At 72.4% G+C, this 17,539-nt stretch carries 12 protein-coding genes and 1 riboswitch; of the genes, 4 read left to right on the forward strand and 8 right to left on the reverse strand.

From position 1 onward, the window contains the following. Positions 1 to 103 precede the first annotated feature (103 nt). The 3 genes from ACIQRW_RS06635 to metE all read right to left on the reverse strand — a co-directional run bounded on the left by ACIQRW_RS06635 (position 104) and on the right by metE (position 5,825). Positions 104 to 1,495 (reverse strand): lysine N(6)-hydroxylase/L-ornithine N(5)-oxygenase family protein, encoded by a 1,392-nt coding sequence (locus tag ACIQRW_RS06635; RefSeq protein ID WP_403755373.1) that lies wholly within the window; start codon positions 1,493 to 1,495, stop codon positions 104 to 106. A 70-nt stretch (positions 1,496 to 1,565) separates the two neighbouring features. Continuing rightward, positions 1,566 to 3,089, reverse strand: a complete 1,524-nt coding sequence (locus tag ACIQRW_RS06640) for a pyridoxal phosphate-dependent decarboxylase family protein (RefSeq protein WP_403755376.1) — start codon at positions 3,087 to 3,089, stop codon at positions 1,566 to 1,568. 411 nt (positions 3,090 to 3,500) lie between these two features. After that, complete coding sequence (metE, locus tag ACIQRW_RS06645) at positions 3,501 to 5,825, reverse strand: 5-methyltetrahydropteroyltriglutamate--homocysteine S-methyltransferase (protein ID WP_403755379.1); 2,325 nt, start codon at positions 5,823 to 5,825, stop codon at positions 3,501 to 3,503. Between the two features lie 164 nt (positions 5,826 to 5,989). Then, positions 5,990 to 6,205: riboswitch (cobalamin riboswitch) on the reverse strand. A gap of 327 nt (positions 6,206 to 6,532) precedes the next feature. Here metE and ACIQRW_RS06650 point away from each other — a divergent pair. After that, on the forward strand, positions 6,533 to 6,730 hold the full coding sequence (locus ACIQRW_RS06650; RefSeq protein WP_398069365.1) for a hypothetical protein: 198 nt from the start codon (positions 6,533 to 6,535) through the stop codon (positions 6,728 to 6,730). Positions 6,731 to 6,817: 87 nt separating this feature from the next. On the opposite strand, the gene cobF is transcribed toward ACIQRW_RS06650, so the two are convergent. Beyond that, positions 6,818 to 7,606, reverse strand: coding sequence for a precorrin-6A synthase (deacetylating) (cobF, locus tag ACIQRW_RS06655; RefSeq protein WP_403755382.1), 789 nt, complete (start codon positions 7,604 to 7,606; stop codon positions 6,818 to 6,820). Positions 7,607 to 7,715: 109 nt separating this feature from the next. On the opposite strand from cobF, the gene ACIQRW_RS06660 reads away from it, so the two are divergent. From ACIQRW_RS06660 to ACIQRW_RS06670, 3 genes are all read left to right on the forward strand, one after another. Further along, entirely contained in the window at positions 7,716 to 8,780 is a 1,065-nt protein-coding gene (locus ACIQRW_RS06660; protein ID WP_403756390.1) for a biotin/lipoate A/B protein ligase family protein, read from the forward strand. Between the two features lie 44 nt (positions 8,781 to 8,824). Then, positions 8,825 to 9,700 (forward strand): oxygenase MpaB family protein, encoded by an 876-nt coding sequence (locus ACIQRW_RS06665; RefSeq protein WP_403755385.1) that lies wholly within the window; start codon positions 8,825 to 8,827, stop codon positions 9,698 to 9,700. A gap of 80 nt (positions 9,701 to 9,780) precedes the next feature. Continuing rightward, the gene (locus ACIQRW_RS06670; RefSeq protein ID WP_403755387.1) at positions 9,781 to 11,427 is read left to right on the forward strand and encodes an FAD-dependent monooxygenase; all 1,647 of its coding nucleotides are present in this window, start codon (positions 9,781 to 9,783) and stop codon (positions 11,425 to 11,427) included. Positions 11,428 to 11,469: 42 nt separating this feature from the next. Here ACIQRW_RS06670 and ACIQRW_RS06675 read toward each other — a convergent pair whose 3' ends face one another. The 4 genes from ACIQRW_RS06675 to ACIQRW_RS06690 all read right to left on the reverse strand — a co-directional run bounded on the left by ACIQRW_RS06675 (position 11,470) and on the right by ACIQRW_RS06690 (position 17,422). Beyond that, the gene (locus ACIQRW_RS06675; RefSeq protein ID WP_403755390.1) at positions 11,470 to 13,107 is read right to left on the reverse strand and encodes a molybdopterin-dependent oxidoreductase; all 1,638 of its coding nucleotides are present in this window, start codon (positions 13,105 to 13,107) and stop codon (positions 11,470 to 11,472) included. A gap of 123 nt (positions 13,108 to 13,230) precedes the next feature. Continuing rightward, entirely contained in the window at positions 13,231 to 15,453 is a 2,223-nt protein-coding gene (locus ACIQRW_RS06680; RefSeq protein ID WP_403755393.1) for an NADP-dependent isocitrate dehydrogenase, read from the reverse strand. 86 nt (positions 15,454 to 15,539) lie between these two features. Beyond that, entirely contained in the window at positions 15,540 to 16,262 is a 723-nt protein-coding gene (locus ACIQRW_RS06685) for a response regulator (protein WP_403755396.1), read from the reverse strand. Beyond that, complete coding sequence (locus ACIQRW_RS06690) at positions 16,259 to 17,422, reverse strand: sensor histidine kinase (RefSeq protein ID WP_403755399.1); 1,164 nt, start codon at positions 17,420 to 17,422, stop codon at positions 16,259 to 16,261. The genes ACIQRW_RS06685 and ACIQRW_RS06690 overlap by 4 nt, the downstream gene beginning before the upstream one ends. Positions 17,423 to 17,539: the final 117 nt, after the last annotated feature.

Below are 17,539 nucleotides of genomic sequence, written 5' to 3' on the forward strand. Positions count from 1 at the left end.
GAAGAGATCAACACCCGCAAGGGCTGACCCCTCCGGCAAACACCCCGCCCCGGGCCGCACGGTGAACCCCACCGCGCGGCCCGCGGCCGTTCCGGCACCGTCGTCACCGGTGTTCCTCGGCCGGACGTGACGCGGGATCCCGGTCGTCACGGTCCTGCGCGCCGAGGCCGAACGTGGTGAAGGCGGTGCGTTCGGGCAGCGGGTAGAACTCCTTGCCCGTCAGCGCGTTGACGATGACGGCCGAACGCCAGGCGGCCAGGCCCAGGTCCGGGGCGCCGACGCCATGCGTGTGCCGTTCGGCGTTCTGCACGAAGACGGAACCGGTTGTCTCCGGTGCCAGAACGAGCCGTTGGGCCGCGTCGACCTGTGGACGCCCTGCCTCGTCGCGGACGATGTACGGGTCGAGAGCGGCGAGCAGCGTGTCGACGGGGCGCTCCCGGTATCCGGTGGCGAGGACCACGGCGTCCGTGACGAGCCGGCCGCGCGCCTCCTGCTGCCGGTGCTCGACGCCCAGCTCGATGCGCCCCGCCCCGGTGGCGGCAGCGCCGGTGACCTCGATGCCGGGGGTGAGGGTGACGTCGGGCCAGCTTCCGCCGAGGCTGCGCCGGTACAGCTCGTCGTGGATGTCCCCGAGCGTGTCCCCGCTGACACCCTTGTACAGCTGCCACTGACGGGGCAGGAGCCGGTCCCGGGTCGCCTGCGGAAGCCCGTGGAAGTAGCGGGTGTAGTCGGGGGTGAACTGCTCCAGGCCGATCTTGCTGTACTCCATGGGCGCGAACGCCGGCGTACGGGCCAGCCAGGTCAGCCCCTCCGCCCCCTCGGGCCGGGACCGCAGCAGGTCCAGCAGGACCTCGGCGCCCGACTGGCCCGAGCCGACGACGGTGATGTGGTGGGCGGCCAGCAGCCGGTTCCGCTGGGAGAGATAGTCGGCGGAGTGCAGCACCACCGCGGCCGGGTCCCGGACCAGCTCCCGCAGCGGTTCGGGGACGTGGGGGGCCGTGCCGACGCCGAGGGCGAGGTTGCGGGCATGGGCGAGCCCGGTGGTGAGCGTCTCCCCGTCGGGTCCCAGCCGGGTGAACTCCACGGCGAACGCGTCCTGTCCGGGGTCCCAGGCCACCGTGTCGACCCGGTGGCCGAAGCGGGTGGCGGGAAGCTCGGTACTCACCCAGCGCAGATAGTTGTCGAACTCGGAGCGGTGGATGTGAAAGTGCTCGGCGAAGTAGAAGGGGAAGAGCCTGCGGCGGATCTTGAGGTAATTGAGGTAGGACCAGGGGCTGGTGGGCTCGACGAGGCTCACCAGGTCGGCCAGGAAGGGCACTTGGAGCGTTGCGCCCTCGATCAGCAGCCCGGGGTGCCAGTGGAAGGCGGCGCGCTGCTCGTGGAAGACGGTGCGCAGCCCGGGGACGCCGTCGGCGAGCGCGGCGAGAGAGAGGTTGAAGGGCCCTGCCCCCACTCCCAGCAGGTCGAGGGGAGGCGTGCGCGGTCCGGGCGTCATCGGGTTCCTCCGGCGGGGGTCGCTGGGGCGGCGGGGGGCCGCCCCGGGCGCGTCGTGCGCGTCGTCAGCGTCATGGCGACAGCCTTTCCGCCCCGGGGGCATCGGTATCTTCGGCCGGCCGGGCTTCGGTCACCGCACGGTCCGCCGCCGCCGTGACGAGGTCGAGCAGGGGCAGCAGGTCGGCGGTCGCCGCGTCCGGGTGCAGCAGGGTGGCCTTCAGCCACAGGCGGCGTCGGCCGTCGCGGTCTTCAGCCACCGCACGGCCGAGGACGGCGCGTCCCTCGGCGAGCAGGGTACGGCGGACAGCGGCGACCACGGCGTCGCCCGCCTCGTCCGGCAGCGCGTCGGCCACCGCGGGGCGGAACAGTACGGTGCTGATCCCGATGTCGCCGGGGCGGCGGCGCAACGCGGGGCGGGCGTCGACGGCCCGGCCGAACTCCTGTGCCGTACGCACGCAGTGCTCCACCAGTTCGCCGAGCCCCCGGCGGCCGAGCGCCCGGAAGGTGACCGCCATCTTCAGGGCGTCGGGGCGCCGGGTGGTGCGGATCGAGCGGCCCAGCAAATCCGGGAGTCCAGCCTCGGTGTCGTCGTCGGCGTTGAGGTAGTCGGCACGTAGGGACAGCGGCGCGAGCATCGTGGTGTCCGCGACGGCCAGCACTCCGGCGGCGACCGGCTGCCAGCCGAGTTTGTGCAGGTCGAAGGTTACGGAGGCGGCGTGCTCCAGGCCCGCGAGCAGAGGGGCCAGCCGCTCGCTGAACAGCAGCGGACCGCCGTAGGCGGCATCGACGTGGAGCTGGGCCGCGTGCCGCTCGGCGACGCGGGCGATCTCCGGCAGCGGGTCGATGCGCCCCTCGTCGGTGGTCCCCGCGGTGGCGACGACCAGCAGCGGCGCTCCGGCGAGGGCGGCCAGGGCGTCGTCGAGGGCGGCCGGGTCGATCCGGCCGTCGCGGCAGGCCACGACCACGGGGGCGGGCAGACCGAGCATCCATGCGGCGCGGTGGACGCTGTGGTGGGCGTTGGCACCGGTCACCACCCGGAGGGTGCCGGGGGCTGCCCGCTCCCGGGCGAGGAGCAGGGCGACCAGGTTGGACTCGGTGCCGCCGCTGGTGATGAGGGCGTCGGGGGCGGGGGCCGAGGGGTGGACCAGTCGGGCCAGTGCGGACGTGGTCAGCTCTTCGATCACCCCGGCGGCGGGCGCCTGGTCCCAGGAGTCCATGGAGGGGTTGAGGGCCGCCCCTGCCAGGTCCGCCGCGACGGCGACGGCGAGCGGCGGGCAGTGCAGATGGGCGACGCAGACGGGGTCGGCCGGATCGGCGGCCCCTTCCGCGACCGCGCGGACCAGGTCCCCGAGCGCGGCCTCGGGTCCGATGCCCTCCTCCGGCAGGACCGGGGTGCAGAGGGCGAGGGTGTTCAGGGCCACGGCCTCGGGTCCTCCGGCGGGCAGCGGGCCGCCCCGGGCCGGGGCCGCCTTCTCCAGCGCGTCCAGGACGATCGCGGTGAGGGCCCGTAGCCGGCCTGGCCCGTGCGCACCGCCCGCGACAAGACCTTCCCGCGGACCTACCGGGCCGGGAGCCGGCTGCGTACCGTCGCTCACACCCCACGCTCCACGGGGAGTTCGCAGGACGGCAGGCCCTGAGCACGCAACATGGCGAAGTCCTTCGGTCGGAGTGCGCGGCGGTCGTGCGGGTGTGCCGCCCCGCGCGCGGGGCGGCACCGGTCACGGAAAGATCCACAACCGGGTATTCGCCGGTTAGGCTAACCTAACTCCAGCCGTGCCAAAGAATGCGTTCCCGCCGTACGGGGCGATCCACCGGCGTCCGAACTACCGTTCCCCCGAGCGTAGTCGGGACGGAGCCGACGGCCCATGCCGGTGCGAGTGCGGCGGCGCCCTGCCTGCCTGCGCAGCCACGTCGAGCCAGGTCCCGGCCGAGGGTGCCCTCTCCGGAGCCGTACGGGCAGGGCCCGCTGCGGGAGCGGTGGTGACCGCTCCCGCACCGGGCCTTGATCACGCCGCTCCGGTGGGCAGCTCCGCGCGGATCTCCCGCGCGGCGGCGACCAGGTTCTCCAGGGAGGCCCGGGTCTCGGGCCACCCGCGGGTCTTCAGGCCGCAGTCGGGGTTCACCCACAGGCGCTCGGCGGGGATGGCCTCAAGTCCCTTGCGCAACAGGGCCGCCGCCTCCTCCGCGCTGGGGACGCGCGGGGAGTGGATGTCGTAGACGCCGGGTCCCGCCTCGCGGGGGTAGCCGTGGGCAGCCAGTTCGCGGGCGACCTGCATATGGGAGCGGGCCGCCTCCAGGCTGATGACGTCGGCGTCGAGGTCGTCGATGGCCTGGACGATGTCGCCGAACTCCGCGTAGCACATGTGGGTGTGGATCTGGGTGTCCGGCCGCACCCCGGAGGTGGCGAGCCGGAAGGACTCCGTCGCCCACTCCAGGTACGCGGCGTGCCCGGCCGCCCGCAGCGGCAGTGTCTCGCGCAGCGCGGGCTCGTCGACCTGGATCACCGAAGTGCCGGTCGCCTCCAGGTCGTTCACCTCGTCACGCAGGGCGAGGGCCACCTGGCGGGCGGTGTCGCCGAGCGGCTGGTCGTCGCGGACGAAGGACCAGGCGAGCATGGTGACCGGGCCGGTGAGCATGCCCTTGACGGGGCGTGCGGTCAGCGACTGCGCGTACGTCGTCCAGCGCACCGTCATCGGCTCGGGGCGCGAGATGTCGCCCGCGAGGACCGGCGGCCGGACGTATCGGGTGCCGTAGGACTGCACCCAGCCGTGCTGGGTGGCGAGGTAACCGGTGAGCTGCTCGGCGAAGTACTGGACCATGTCGTTGCGTTCGGGCTCGCCGTGCACCAGGACGTCCAATCCGGCCTTCTCCTGGAAGGAGAGGACCTCGCGGATCTCCTCCTTGATGCGCTCCTCGTAGCCGGCCTCGTCGATCCGCCCCGCCCGCAGGTCGGCGCGCGCGGTGCGCACTTCGGTGGTCTGCGGGAACGAGCCGATGGTGGTCGTCGGCAGCAGCGGCAGCCCGAGGTGGGCGCGTTGGGCGGCGGCACGTTCCGGGTACGGCTGGGAACGGCGGCCGTCCGCGTCGGTGACGGCCGCCGTGCGGGCGCGGACGGCCGGGTCGCGGGTGAGCGCGGCGTCGGTGCGGGAGGCCAGATCGGCTCGGTTGACGGCGAGTTCGGCCGCGATGGTGTCCGTGCCGCCGCCCAGTCCGCGGGCCAGGACGACGATCTCCTCGGTCTTCTGCCGGGCGAAGGCGAGCCAGCGGGCGATCCCCGGGTCGATTCCGTGCTCGGCGTCCGCGTCCAGCGGGACGTGCAGCAGCGAGCAGGAGGCGGAGACGTCGACCCGGTCGGCGAGGCCGAGGAGGGTGCCGAGGGTGGCGAGTGACTTCTCGTAGTCGTTGATCCAGACGTTGCGGCCGTTCACGACACCGGCGACCAGGCGCTTGCCGGGCAGTCCGCCGGCCGCCGCGAGGTCGTCGAGGTTCCCCGCGCCGGACTCGGTGAAGTCCAGGGCCAGCCCGTCGACGGGGGCCTTGGCCAGGACCGCGAGCGCTTCGCCGAGCCGCCCGAAGTAGGAGGCGACCAGCAGTTGGGGCCGGTCGGCGAGTCCGCCGAGCTCGCGGTAGGCGCGGGCGGCGGCGTTCAGCTCGCCCGGGGTGCGGTCCTGGACGAGTGCGGGTTCGTCGAGCTGCACCCATGTGGCGCCCGCCGCGCGCAGGTCGGCGAGGACCTCGGCGTACACGGGCAGCAGCCGGTCCAGCAGGGTCAGCGGCTCGAAGTCCGCCGCCACCCCGGGGGCCGCCTTGGCGAGCAGGAGGTAGGTGATGGGTCCGACCAGCACCGGCCGGGGCGTCAGACCGAGGGCGAGTGCCTCCTGGAACTCCGCGACCTGCTTGGCGGAGTCGGCGGTGAACACCGTGTCGGGCCCCAACTCAGCCACCAGATAGTGGTAGTTGGTGTCGAACCACTTCGTCATCTCCAGCGGGGCGACGTCCTGCGTACCGCGGGCCATGGCGAAGTAGCCGTCGAGGGCGTCGGCGTCGACGGCTTCACGGTGCCGCTCGGGGACGGCACCGACCATGACGCTGGTGTCCAGGACGTGGTCGTAGTACGAGAAATCACCGGTCGGCACCTCGTGGACTCCGGCCTCGGCGAGCTGCTGCCAGGTTCCCCTGCGGAGCTCGGCGGCGGTCTCCCGGAGGGCGTCAGCGTCGACGCGGCCCTTCCAGTAGCCCTCGATGGCCTTCTTCAGTTCACGGTTGCGACCCTGGCGGGGGTAGCCGTACACGGTGGCCCGTGCTGCCGCGGCTGCGGGCTTCGCTGTCACGTGACTCTCCTTCGCGAGCGTGTCTGCGGGACAGATCCCGGGACGGGACGCGGACGCGAAGGGGTGACGCATCGGGCGGAGACCGGGACACGGGGAACCGTGTCCGTCCGCCGGATGGTTACGCCGACCCGCCCACGAGGTCACCGAGATCTCCGCACGCGAACAGTCGCGTGCGGGCAACGGGCAGGTCTTCGGACTCGCGGGCACGTCTGCCGGGGCAGACACCTAATGGCCGTCGCTTCCCAGACCCGGCCGGGCCCAGTGCGTATGACGGCGGTCGTTCCCACTCACCGCTGCGGGGCAGTCCCGGATTCCCACCGGGTTCCCTCTTACGACACCCTGCCTGGCGGACAGGGCGAACCAGCTGCGCCGATCAGCCTAAGCGGACGCCCGGCCCGCGCACACCGTTGTGCACACTTCGGACGGTGACGTGAGACACGGGTCGGCGTACTCCCCCCGACTCCGGGTCGACTCCGTCGCGGCAGGACACCGCGCCGAGCCACGCACGTTCTCCGCTCGTTCGGCCGTTCGTCAGCCGCGTGCTGACCGCCAGTCAGGTCGGACGCGTCCACTGGACGTGACAGTGACACAGATGTAACCGAATGGCGTAGGGACTGCGGAACCACCGAGCGTCACAAGCCGTTCTTCTTCCCACTACACGGCCGCCGACCCGCGGCGAGGCCGACCGAGGAAACGGAAAACGCCAGATGAAGAAGACAGTCGGGTGGGCCCAGGACGGCGACGACTGGACGATCACCGTGAACGGCACGCTGTATCGCGCGATCGAACGACCGGCCGACGGCCGGGTGCACAACTATCTGGTGCGGGGCGACGACCTCACCGCCGAATGCCCGAGCCTGGGGCACGGGCTCGGCATGATCAGAGCGCACGAGACCCGGCGCTGACACCCCTGACACCCCTGTCGGTCCGACGACGAGGTGCGGAGGCCCTCGCCGCCCGCGCCTCGACGTGGACCCGTCGGTCATCGACCGTCAGTCGCCGCCCGCGCCGGGCGTTCGGCTCAGCAGATAGGTGTCCATGATCCAGCCGTGCCGTTCGCGGGCCTCCGCGCGCAGCCCGCTGATCCGGCCGGCCACCTCGTCGAGCGGGCCGGAGACCAGGATCTCGTCCGGGGTCCCGATGTAGGCGCCCCAGTGGATCCACCACCCCCTGCCCGTCAGATGCGTGAAGCTCTCATGGCCGTCGAGCATCACGACGAGGTCGCAGTCCTCGGGGAATCCCTGGGCGAGACGTCGTCCGGGGGTGATGTGGATGGGGCGGCCGACCCGGTTCAGAGTGACGCGGTGCCGGGCGGCGAGGGCGGAGACGCTGCTGATGCCGGGGATCACCTCGTGGCCGAATTCCACCGTGCCGCGGCCTCGGATGTCGTCGAGGATCGCGAGGGTGCTGTCGTACAGGGACGGGTCGCCCCACACCAGGAAGGCTCCACACTGTCCCGGTGCGAGCTCCTCGACGATCAGGCGTTCGCAGATGTCGGCGCGGCGGTGGCGCCAGTCGTGCACCGCCGAGGTGTAGCGCCCGGCGTCCTGCTGGGTGCGGTCCCGCCACGGGTCCTCGGCCTCGACGACGCGGTAGGGGCCGGTGAGGTGTTCGTCGAGGATGTCCCGCCGCAGCCGGGTCAGCGCGTCCTTCTCCTTGCCCTTTCCCAGCACGAAGAAGACGTCGGCCCGGCGCATGGCCTTCACCGCGGCGAGCGTCAGGTGGTCGGGGTCGCCGGCGCCCATGCCGATGACGAGGATGTGGCGGGGTGCGTCGCTCATGTCGGCCGATCATGCCAGGGGTGGGCGGGATGAACCGGTCCCGAGCATGCGTTATGGACGTTTGTGTCCGGCTCACAACGGGCCGGGACCCGAGGGCGGAGGCATGGCTGTGCACGGTGAGTACAAGGTTCCCGGCGGGAAGCTGGTCGTGGTGGACCTGGAGGTGGCGGGCGGGGCGTTGCGGAACGTCCGCGTCGCCGGAGACTTCTTCCTCGAACCCGACGAGGCGATCCTGGCGATCGACGCGGCACTGGAGGGCGCCCCGGCCCACACCGACACGGCCGGGCTCGCCGCCCGGATCGAGGCGGCGCTGCCCGACTCCACGGTGATGCTCGGGCTGAGCGCGGAGGGCGTCGCCGTCGCCGTACGCCGGGCGCTCGCGCAGGCCACGGAGTGGAGCGACTACGACTGGCAGCTGATTCACGAGGCCCCGCAGTCGCCCGCGCTGCACATGGCGCTGGACGAGGTCATCACCGCCGAGGTCGCGGCGGGCCTGCGGCCGCCGACGCTGCGGGTCTGGGAGTGGGACTCCCCCGCCGTGATCATCGGCAGCTTCCAGTCGCTGCGCAACGAGGTGGACCCGGCGGGCGTCGAACGGCACGGCGTGAACGTCGTACGCCGGATCTCCGGCGGCGGCGCGATGTTCGCCGAGCCCAGCTCCACCATCACCTACTCGCTGGCCGTCCCCCAGTCACTGGTCTCCGGGCTGTCGTTCGCCGACAGCTACGCCTATCTGGACGACTGGGTCCTCGAAGCCCTCGCGGACATGGGCATCAAGGCCTGGTACCAGCCGCTCAACGACATCGCCACCGAGGTCGGCAAGATCGCCGGGGCCGCACAGAAGCGGATGGTCGGGCCGGACGGCGGGCCGGGAGCCGTGCTGCACCACGTGACCATGGCGTACGACATCGACGCCGACAAGATGCTGGAGGTGCTGCGGATCGGCAAGGAGAAGATGTCCGACAAGGGCACCCGGTCCGCGAAGAAGCGCGTCGACCCGCTGCGACGGCAGACCGGGCTCCCCCGCCAGACCGTCATCGAGCACATGATCGAATCGTTCCGCAGGCGTCACGGGCTCACCGCGGGCAGCGTGACGGACGACGAGCTGGCGCGCGCGGAGGAGCTCGTACGGACGAAGTTCGCTACGCCGGAGTGGACTGCCAGGGTGCCGTAGCGAAGCCCGGACCCGCGAGACGTCCGCGCGGCATACTGGGACCCATGGACAGGGCGGCGCCAGGATCCGGGGTACGGGAACGGCTCGGCAGGAGCCTGTTCGCCCGGGTCGCGGGCCCCTCCGGACCGGAGAACCGGGCCCGGATCCATGGCACCCCGGGCCCCCGCTGGTTCGGCCCGGACCGGCCGGTGCGCCGGGTGCACGGGGACGCGTCCATGTTCATCGGCGGGCTGCGGGCCCTGCTCCTCCAGTCGCTGCACCCCCTCGCCATGGCCGCCGTCGCGGGCCACTCGGGGTTCCGGGGCGACCCGTGGGGGCGGCTCCAGCGGACCAGCACGTTCCTGGCGGTGACCACGTTCGGTACGGCGGAGCACGCCCAGGAGGCGGTCGACCGCGTACGGTCCGTGCACGAGGGGGTGCGCGGAGTCGCGTCCTCCGGTGAGCCGTACCACGCGGCCGACCCGCACCTGTTGTGCTGGGTGCACATCGCCGAGGTGGACAGCTTCCTGCGCGCCCACCAGCGGTACGGGGCAAGGCCGTTGGACGGCGCCGGGTGCGACGGGTACATCGACGACATGGCGACGGTGGCCCAGGCCCTCGGCGTCCCCGACCCGCCCCGCGACCGGGCGGAGCTGGCGACACGCATCGCCGCCTACCGCCCCGAGCTGCGCGCCACCCAGGAGGCCCTGGACGCGGCCCGCTTCATTCTTCTACACCCACCGCTGCCCTGGCCGGCCCGTCCCCCGTACGCCGTGCTCGCCGCCAACGCCGTGGCCGCCCTGCCGCCGTGGGCCGGGGAACAGCTCCGGCTGCCCCGGATGCCGAGGGTCGAGAGGGTCTGTGTACGGCCCGCCGGGAGGGCCCTGACCAAAACGATCCGGTGGGCGATGGCCCCGCCGCCCGCGCCCGCGGAGGCGTGAGGGCCCCGGGTGCCGGAGATGGCCGATGGCAGGACGATGGAGGGAAGCGCAATCAGGGGGGCCCACGGCGGGAGGCCCCGGTGGCACGCAGCGAATCGACCGACGTACTCGTGGCGGGCGCCGGCCCGGTCGGGCTGACGCTCGCCGCCGAGCTGCGGCGATCGGGAGTCTCCTGCCGCATCGTGGACCGCCTCCCGGCCCGGTTGCCGTACGCCAAGGCGGTGGGCGTCCAGCCGCGGACCCTGGAGCTCTTCGACCGGATGGGCCTGGTGCGGGACGTGCTGGACGCGGCGGTCCCGATGCGCGGACAGCTGACGTACCTGAACCGCGTGGCGGAGGGGCGGATCGAGCTGGTCCTCCCACCCGAGGTGCCGTACGGTTTCGCCGCGCTGCCGCAGTACGAGACCGAACGCGTCCTGGAGGAGTTCCTGGGGCGTTTCGGCACCGTGATCGAGCGTGCCACCGAGCTGATGGCGTTCGCCCAGGACGTCGGCGGGGTGACGAGCCGGCTGACCACGTCGTCCGGGGGTGAGGAGGAGGTCCGGTCCCGGTTCCTGGTGGGGTGCGACGGGGCGCACAGCCTGGTCCGCAAGGGGCTCGGGCTCTCCTTCGAGGGCGGCGCGTTCCCGGAGGAGTACATGCTCGCCGATGTGGAGGTGGGCTGGGGCCTGCCGCCCGGGTACGGGGTGCGCTCCATGCACCGGGGCGCCGACGGTGCGATCGACGATCTCCTGGTCTGCATCCCGTTGCCGGGGACGGGCCGCTACCGGATGTCGATGCTGGTACCGCCGGAGCTGTCCGCCGCACGGCAGGCGGAGGCGTCCGGGGCGGCGGGCGGCGACGGGGTGGCCCACGGGCTGGAGGGCGGCACCGCGCCGACCCTCGCCGACATCCAGAAGGTCCTGGACCGGCTGGCCCCGGAACCGGTCACGGCGTCCGCGCTCCGCTGGTCGTCGGTGTTCCGGATCAGCCACCGACTGGTGGACCGCTACGGCCTGGGCCGGGTGTTCGTCGCCGGGGACGCGGCGCACATCCACCCGCCGACCGGCGCCCAGGGCATGAACACCGGGATCCAGGACGCCTGCGACCTGGCGTGGAAGCTGGCACTGGCGGTCGGGAACACCGCGGGGCCGAACGTGCTCACCGGTTACGACGCCGAGCGCCGTCCGGTCGGCGAGGAGGTCGTCGGGCGGACCGTCCGGCACGCCGCCGAGGGCGTACAGGCCGATCCGGGGGACCCCGCGACTCTGCTGCTGCGCGAGGCCCAGTTGCTCATCGACTACCGGGACAGCCCGCTGGTGACGCCGCAACCCCCGGACGACCGGAGCGTGCCGTACCCCGGGGACCGGGCCCCGGACTGCGGCGGCCTCACGGGCGACATCGCCGCGTATCCGATGCGCCTGTTCGACGTCCTGCGCGGGAGCGGGCACGTCCTGTTGGTGTACGGGACCCACCCGGCCGGCGACACGGTATCCGATCTCGCCGCCGCGGCAAGGGAGTTGTCGCACGGGCTGATGGAGACACGCTGGATTCTGCCCGCCGACGTGACCGCCCCCGGGGCGCCGGTCCCCTTCCACCGGGACGGTCTCGGTGAGTTCGCGCGTCAGTACGGGGCCGGGGAGGGGACGGCGTTCGTGGTGCGGCCGGACGGGTATCTGGGCGCCCGGCTGTCTCCGCCGACGGTTGGGGGGTTGTCGTCGGCGCTCGGGAGGGTCTTCGGCCGGTGAGGCAGAGCGAAGGCCCGACCACGGAAGGGCCCTGACGGCCGGTCACTCGACGGTCACCACGACGGAGTGCCAGCCGCTCGCACCGTCGGGGACGGTCTTGGTGCGCTCCTCGGTCTGGAGCTCGCCGGTGCCGTCGGTGGCACGGACGGTCAGGGTGTGACCACCGGGGGTCGCTTTCCACGGGTAGGACCACTGGCGCCAGGTGTCGACGGTGCCCTGTTCGGCGAGTTGCGCCGGCCGCCAGGGACCGTCGTCCACCCGGATCTCGACCTTCTCGATGCCGCGGTGCTGGGCCCAGGCCACTCCGGCCACCATCACCGTGCCGGCCTCCGGGCGTCCGAAGGGCTTGGGAGTGTCGATCCGGGACTGGGTCTTGATCGGGGCCTCGCGCGCCCACGTGCGCTTCACCCAGTAGGCGTCGTAGTCGTCGAACGTGGTGAGCTCGATGTCCTCGATCCACTTGCAGGCGGAGACGTACCCGTACAGGCCGGGGACGAGCATCCGGACGGGGAACCCGTTGACGAAGGGCAGCGGTTCGCCGTTCATGCCGACGGCGAGCATCGCGTCCCGGCCGTCCATGACGTCCTCGACGGGGGTGCCGAGCGTCATGCCGTCCACCGAGCGGGCGATGATCTGGTCGGCCTCGCCGCCTCGGGACGGCGGCTTGACGCCCGCCTCCTTGAGCAGGTCGGCCAGGCGCACGCCGATCCACTTCGCGTGACCGATGTAGGGTCCGCCGACCTCGTTGGAGACGCAGCAGAGCGTGATCTCGCGTTCGATCAAGGGGCGCGCCAGCAGGTCCTGGTAGGTGAACTCCAGGTCCCGGCGTACGCCCTTGCCGTGGATGCGCAGCCGCCAGGAGTTCGCGTCGACCTTGGGAACCACGAGGGCGGTGTCCACCCGGTAGAAGGACTCGTTGGGGGTGGTGAAGGGGCTGATGCCGCGGACCCTGAGCTGTGCGCCCGCCGGGATCGGTTGCGCGGGCGAGGCCGGCTTCGGCAGCGTCACGGCCTCGCGGGAGGCGACGGCGTTCTGGCTGCTGCGGCTGTTCAGCGCGCGGCCGACGACGCCGGCCGCCGTGGACGCGGCGGCCGCGGCGGTGGCGGCGATCACGAAGCCCCGCCGGTCCCAACCGGCCTCGTGCTCAGGCTCGTTGGTCCGTTCGCTGTCCTGCTCGTCGTCCGGCGCGCGCTCCTGCTCATGGCCGGTGTTCCGGTGCGGGCGGGTGAGCCGGCCGATGAGGACGTACAGCAGCGCGGCTCCGATGATCGCCCCCAGCAGGGACGGCAGACCGTCCACGAGGCCGGTGGAGTCCGGCCTGCTGACGGCGGCCGCCGCGCCGACCACACCGAAGAGCAGGACGGCTGCGGAGCCGGCCCGCCGGTGCCGCAGGGCCAACAGGCCGACGGCCAGGGCGAAGAGGGCGAGCGTGACGACGATGCCGAGTTGCAGGACGAGCTTGTCGTCCTCGCCGAAGTTCCGGATCGCCCAGTCCTTCACGCCGGCGGGCGTCCGGTCGATGGCCGCTCCGCCGACCGCCGTCACCGGACTCGCCTCGGGCCTGACGGCCGCCGAGACGAGCTCGGCGACGGCCAGCGAGGCGAATCCCGCGAGCAGTCCACTCAGGGCGGCGAGCGCGCCGCGGGTCAGGGCTTTCCGGGTGATACTCACGGTCGTCATTCGGAGCCCCGGCCCCGGCGGATTGGTCCTTCACCCGTACGGGCTCCGAACGCGCCCCGCCCCGGCAGGCACGGGGCCTGCCGGGGCGGGACGGTGAGGCGGACGGATCCGCCTCGCTTCAGGTCAGGCGAGGGACGCGATGGCCTGGTTGAACGTGGCGGACGGGCGCATGATCGCCTCGGCCTTGGCCGGGTCGGGCTGGAAGTAGCCGCCGATCTCGGCCGGGGAGCCCTGCACCGCGATCAGCTCGGCGACGATGGTCTCCTCCTGCTCGGCCAGCGTCTTGGCGAGCGGCGCGAACGCCTCGGCGAGCTTCGCGTCGTCGGTCTGCCGCGCCAGCTCCTGGGCCCAGTACAGAGCCAGGTAGAAGTGGCTGCCGCGGTTGTCGATACCGCCGAGGCGACGGCTCGGGGACTTGTCCTCGTTGAGGAAGGTGCCCGTCGCCCGGTCCAGGGTGTCGGCCAGGACCTGCGCCCGCGCGTTGTCCGTGGTGGTCGCCAGGTGCTCGAAGCTGACCGCGAGGGCCAGGAACTCACCCAGGCTGTCCCAGCGGAGGTAGTTCTCCTTGACGAGCTGCTGGACGTGCTTGGGGGCCGAGCCGCCCGCGCCGGTCTCGAAGAGGCCGCCGCCGTTCATCAGCGGGACGACGGAGAGCATCTTCGCGCTGGTGCCGAGCTCCAGGATCGGGAAGAGGTCGGTGAGGTAGTCGCGGAGCACGTTGCCGGTAACGGAGATGGTGTCCTCGCCGCGGCGGATGCGCTCCAGGGAGAAGGCGGTGGCCTCGACCGGGGACTTGATGGAGATGTCCAGGCCGTCGGTGTCGTGGTCGGCGAGGTACGTGGTGACCTTGGCGATCAGGTTGGCGTCGTGCGCGCGGGTCTCGTCCAGCCAGAACACGGCCGGGTTGCCGGTGGCGCGGGCGCGGGTGACGGCGAGCTTGACCCAGTCCTGGATCGGCAGGTCCTTGGTCTGGCACATCCGGAAGATGTCGCCGGCGCCGACAGCCTGCTCCAGCACGACCGCGCCGCTCGCGTCGACGACGCGCACGGTGCCGGTGGCGGGGATCTCGAAGGTCTTGTCGTGGCTGCCGTACTCCTCGGCCTTCTGCGCCATCAGCCCGACGTTGGGCACGGAGCCCATGGTGGCCGGGTCGAAGGCGCCGTTGGCGCGGCAGTCGTCGATGACGACCTGGTAGACACCGGCGTAGCTGCTGTCCGGGAGGACGGCGATGGTGTCGGCCTCGTCGCCGTCCGGGCCCCACATGTGACCCGAGGTGCGGATCATGGCGGGCATGGAGGCGTCGACGATGACGTCGCTGGGGACGTGCAGGTTGGTGATGCCCTTGTCGGAGTCGACCATCGCGAGGGCGGGGCCCTCGGCGAGCTCGGCCTCGAAGGACGCCTGGATCTCGGCGCCGACGCCCGGCAGCGAGTCCAGGCCCTTGAGGATGCCGCCCAGGCCGTCGTTCGGGGTGAGGCCCGCCGCGGCGAGCTGGTCGCCGTACTTGGCGAAGGTGTTCGGGAAGAAGGCGCGGACCGCGTGGCCGAAGATGATCGGGTCGGAGACCTTCATCATGGTGGCCTTGAGGTGCACGGAGAACAGCACGCCCTCGGCCTTGGCGCGGGCGACCTGCGCGGTGAAGAACTCGCGCAGTGCGGCGACGCGCATGACGGCCGCGTCGACGACCTCGCCCTTGAGGACGGGTACGGACTCGCGGAGCACGGTGGTGGTGCCGTCGTCGCCGTGGAGCTCGATGCGGAGCGAGCCGTCCTCGGTGATAACCGCGGACTTCTCGGTGGAGCGGAAGTCGTCGACGCCCATCGTGGCGACGTTCGTCTTCGAGTCGGCGCTCCAGGCGCCCATGCGGTGCGGGTGGGCCTTGGCGTAGTTCTTGACGGACGCGGGGGCGCGGCGGTCGGAGTTGCCCTCGCGCAGCACCGGGTTCACGGCGCTGCCCTTGACCTTGTCGTACCGGGCGCGAACGTCCTTGGCCTCGTCGGTCCCCGGGTCGTCCGGGTAGTCCGGAAGCGCGTAGCCCTGCTCCTGGAGCTCGGCGATGGCGGCCTTGAGCTGCGGGATCGACGCCGAGATGTTCGGCAGCTTGATGATGTTCGCGCCGGGCGTCCTGGCCAGCTCGCCGAGCTCGGCGAGAGCGTCATCGATACGCTGCTCGGCCTTGAGGTGCTCCGGGAAACTGGCGATGATCCGGCCCGCGAGGGAGATGTCACGGCGCTCGACCGTGACGCCTGCGGTCGAGGCGTAGGCCTCGACGACGGGCAGGAACGAGTAGGTCGCCAGGGCAGGGGCCTCGTCGGTGTGCGTATAGATGATGGTCGAGTCAGTCACCGGGTGCTCCGCTCCACGTCTGCAACATTGCTTGACATCAAGATATCTCTTCACCGTGCCAGGCTCCACAAGGCCCCCGCACGGCTTCACACACCGTGGGCACGTCGGTGTGCCGGGGCCGGGCCCCCGCCGGTCCGCGACCGGGGCTCGACCAGCCCGGACTCATAGGCGAAGACGACGAGCTGGGCCCGGTCGCGGGCGCCGAGCTTGATCATCGCGCGGCTCACATGGGTTTTGGCGGTGAAGGGACTGACCACCATGTGGACGGCTATCTCGTCGTTGCTGAGACCGCGGGCGGCCAACGCGGTGACCTCCCGCTCACGTCGGGTGAGGGACTCCAGTCCGGGTGCGGTGGAGCGGTCGGGAGGCCGGGCGACGAACTCGCCGATCAGCCGACGGGTGATCGCGGGCGAGAGGAGGGCGTCGCCGGCGGCGGCGACCCTGATCGCCCGGAGCAGCTCGGCCGGCTCGGTGTCCTTCAGGAGGAAACCCGCGGCCCCGGCGCGCAGCGCCTCGAAGACGTAGGCGTCGAGTCCGTAGTTGGTGAGGATGACGACGCGCACGGGGGCCAGGAGGGGGTCGGCGGTGATCGCGCGGGTGGCCTCGATCCCGGTCATCACGGGCATGGTGATGTCCAGGAGCACCACGTCGGGCGTCTGCTCACGGACGAGGTCGAGTCCGGCTCGGCCGTCCGCGGCCTCTCCGACGACCTCGATGTCTTCCTCGGCGTCCAGCAGGGCCCGGAATCCGGCGCGCATCAGTGCCTGGTCGTCGATGATCGCGACGCGCAGGGGGCCGAGCGCGCTCACCGGGCGCCCACGGCGCGGGGCAGCGGAAGGGTGAGCGGCAGTTCCGCGTGGACGGCGAATCCGCCGTCCGGTCGAGGGGCCGCGACCAGGGTGCCGCCGAGGGCCGCGACGCGTTCGCGCATGCCGGTGAGTCCGGTGCCCGGGGTGATGGTGGAGCCGGGCGCGCACGGGCCCTCGTCGAGGACCGCGACGGTGAGGATCCGGTCCGTGTAGCCGATCCGCACGGTGGTGCTCGCCCGGCCCGCGTGCCGGGCGACGTTGGTCAGGGCCTCCTGGACGATGCGGTACGCGGTGCGGTCGACGTCCTCGGGCAGGGTGCGCGCGTCGCCGTCGGTACGGACGGACAGCGTGATCCCCGCGGCCCGGGCGCGTTCGGTCAGCTCGCCGATGCGCGCCAGGCCCGCGCCCGGGGACGAGGGCTCCTCCGGCCCGTCCGTGCGCAGGACCTCCAGTGTGGCGCGCAGTTCGCGCATGGCCTCTCCGCCCGCCTCCTGGATGGCGAGCAGGGCGGGGTCGACCGCGGCGCCGCGCTTGTGGGCGAGGTGGACGGCGACACCCGCCTGGAGCTTCACGATCGAGATGGAATGGGTGAGCGAGTCGTGCAACTCGCGTGCGATGCGCAGGCGTTCCTCGCCGGCCCGACGCAACGCCGTCTCCTCCCTGGTGCGTTCGGCGTCCAGCGCCCGCTGCTCCGTCTGGTGCAGATAGGCCTGCCAGTTCTTGTCGATCAGTCCGGTGACTGAGGCGCAGAGGAACCAGCCGAGCAGCAGCAGCGACCGCTCGACGGTCTCCCCCGCGCCGGGCCCGGCGACGAGCAGGACACCGAGGTACCCGCCCAGAAAGAGCGCCCCGGCCGCGATGGCGTACGCCCGGTGCCCGCTGCGGGCCGCCGCGTGGACGGCGACGACGACCGGCAAGGCCGCCCAACTGCCGGGCTGGGCAGGGACGACGTACCCGAGGAGGCACAGGGTCGTCACCGCGAGGACCGCCCGCGGGGCACGGCGGTGTCCGGCCAGGGCGAGCGAACCGGCCCCGATGAGCAGCAGGTCGAGGGGGCTCGGTGAGGAGGCCGCCCAGGCCGCCGTGGTGACTGCCGCGGCGATGGTGGCGGCGAGCGCCCCGTCCAGCAGATACGCCCGTCGTGCCCTGTCCCCCTGCATGTGCGGCAGCCTAACGCCGGTACGGCGGCTGCCGCGTCCTCCTCGGAGAGGGGCCGGGGACTACGCCCGGGGAAGTAGCCGCGCGTCCGGCCGGTCGGTGCGGAACAGTCCCGACTG

The sequence above is a fragment of the Streptomyces sp. NPDC091287 genome (assembly GCF_044768525.1).
Taxonomy (GTDB): domain Bacteria; phylum Actinomycetota; class Actinomycetes; order Streptomycetales; family Streptomycetaceae; genus Streptomyces.

Excerpts from the sequence above, each read along its gene's own strand:
- ACIQRW_RS06675 (WP_403755390.1), bottom strand. The coding sequence starts at position 13,107 with ATGACGACCGTGAGTATCACCCGGAAAGCCCTGACCCGCGGCGCGCTC.
- cobF (WP_403755382.1), bottom strand. The coding sequence starts at position 7,606 with ATGAGCGACGCACCCCGCCACATCCTCGTCATCGGCATGGGCGCCGGC.
- ACIQRW_RS06650 (WP_398069365.1), top strand. The coding sequence starts at position 6,533 with ATGAAGAAGACAGTCGGGTGGGCCCAGGACGGCGACGACTGGACGATC.
- ACIQRW_RS06635 (WP_403755373.1), bottom strand. The coding sequence starts at position 1,495 with ATGACGCCCGGACCGCGCACGCCTCCCCTCGACCTGCTGGGAGTGGGG.
- ACIQRW_RS06690 (WP_403755399.1), bottom strand. The coding sequence starts at position 17,422 with ATGCAGGGGGACAGGGCACGACGGGCGTATCTGCTGGACGGGGCGCTC.
- ACIQRW_RS06665 (WP_403755385.1), top strand. The coding sequence starts at position 8,825 with ATGGACAGGGCGGCGCCAGGATCCGGGGTACGGGAACGGCTCGGCAGG.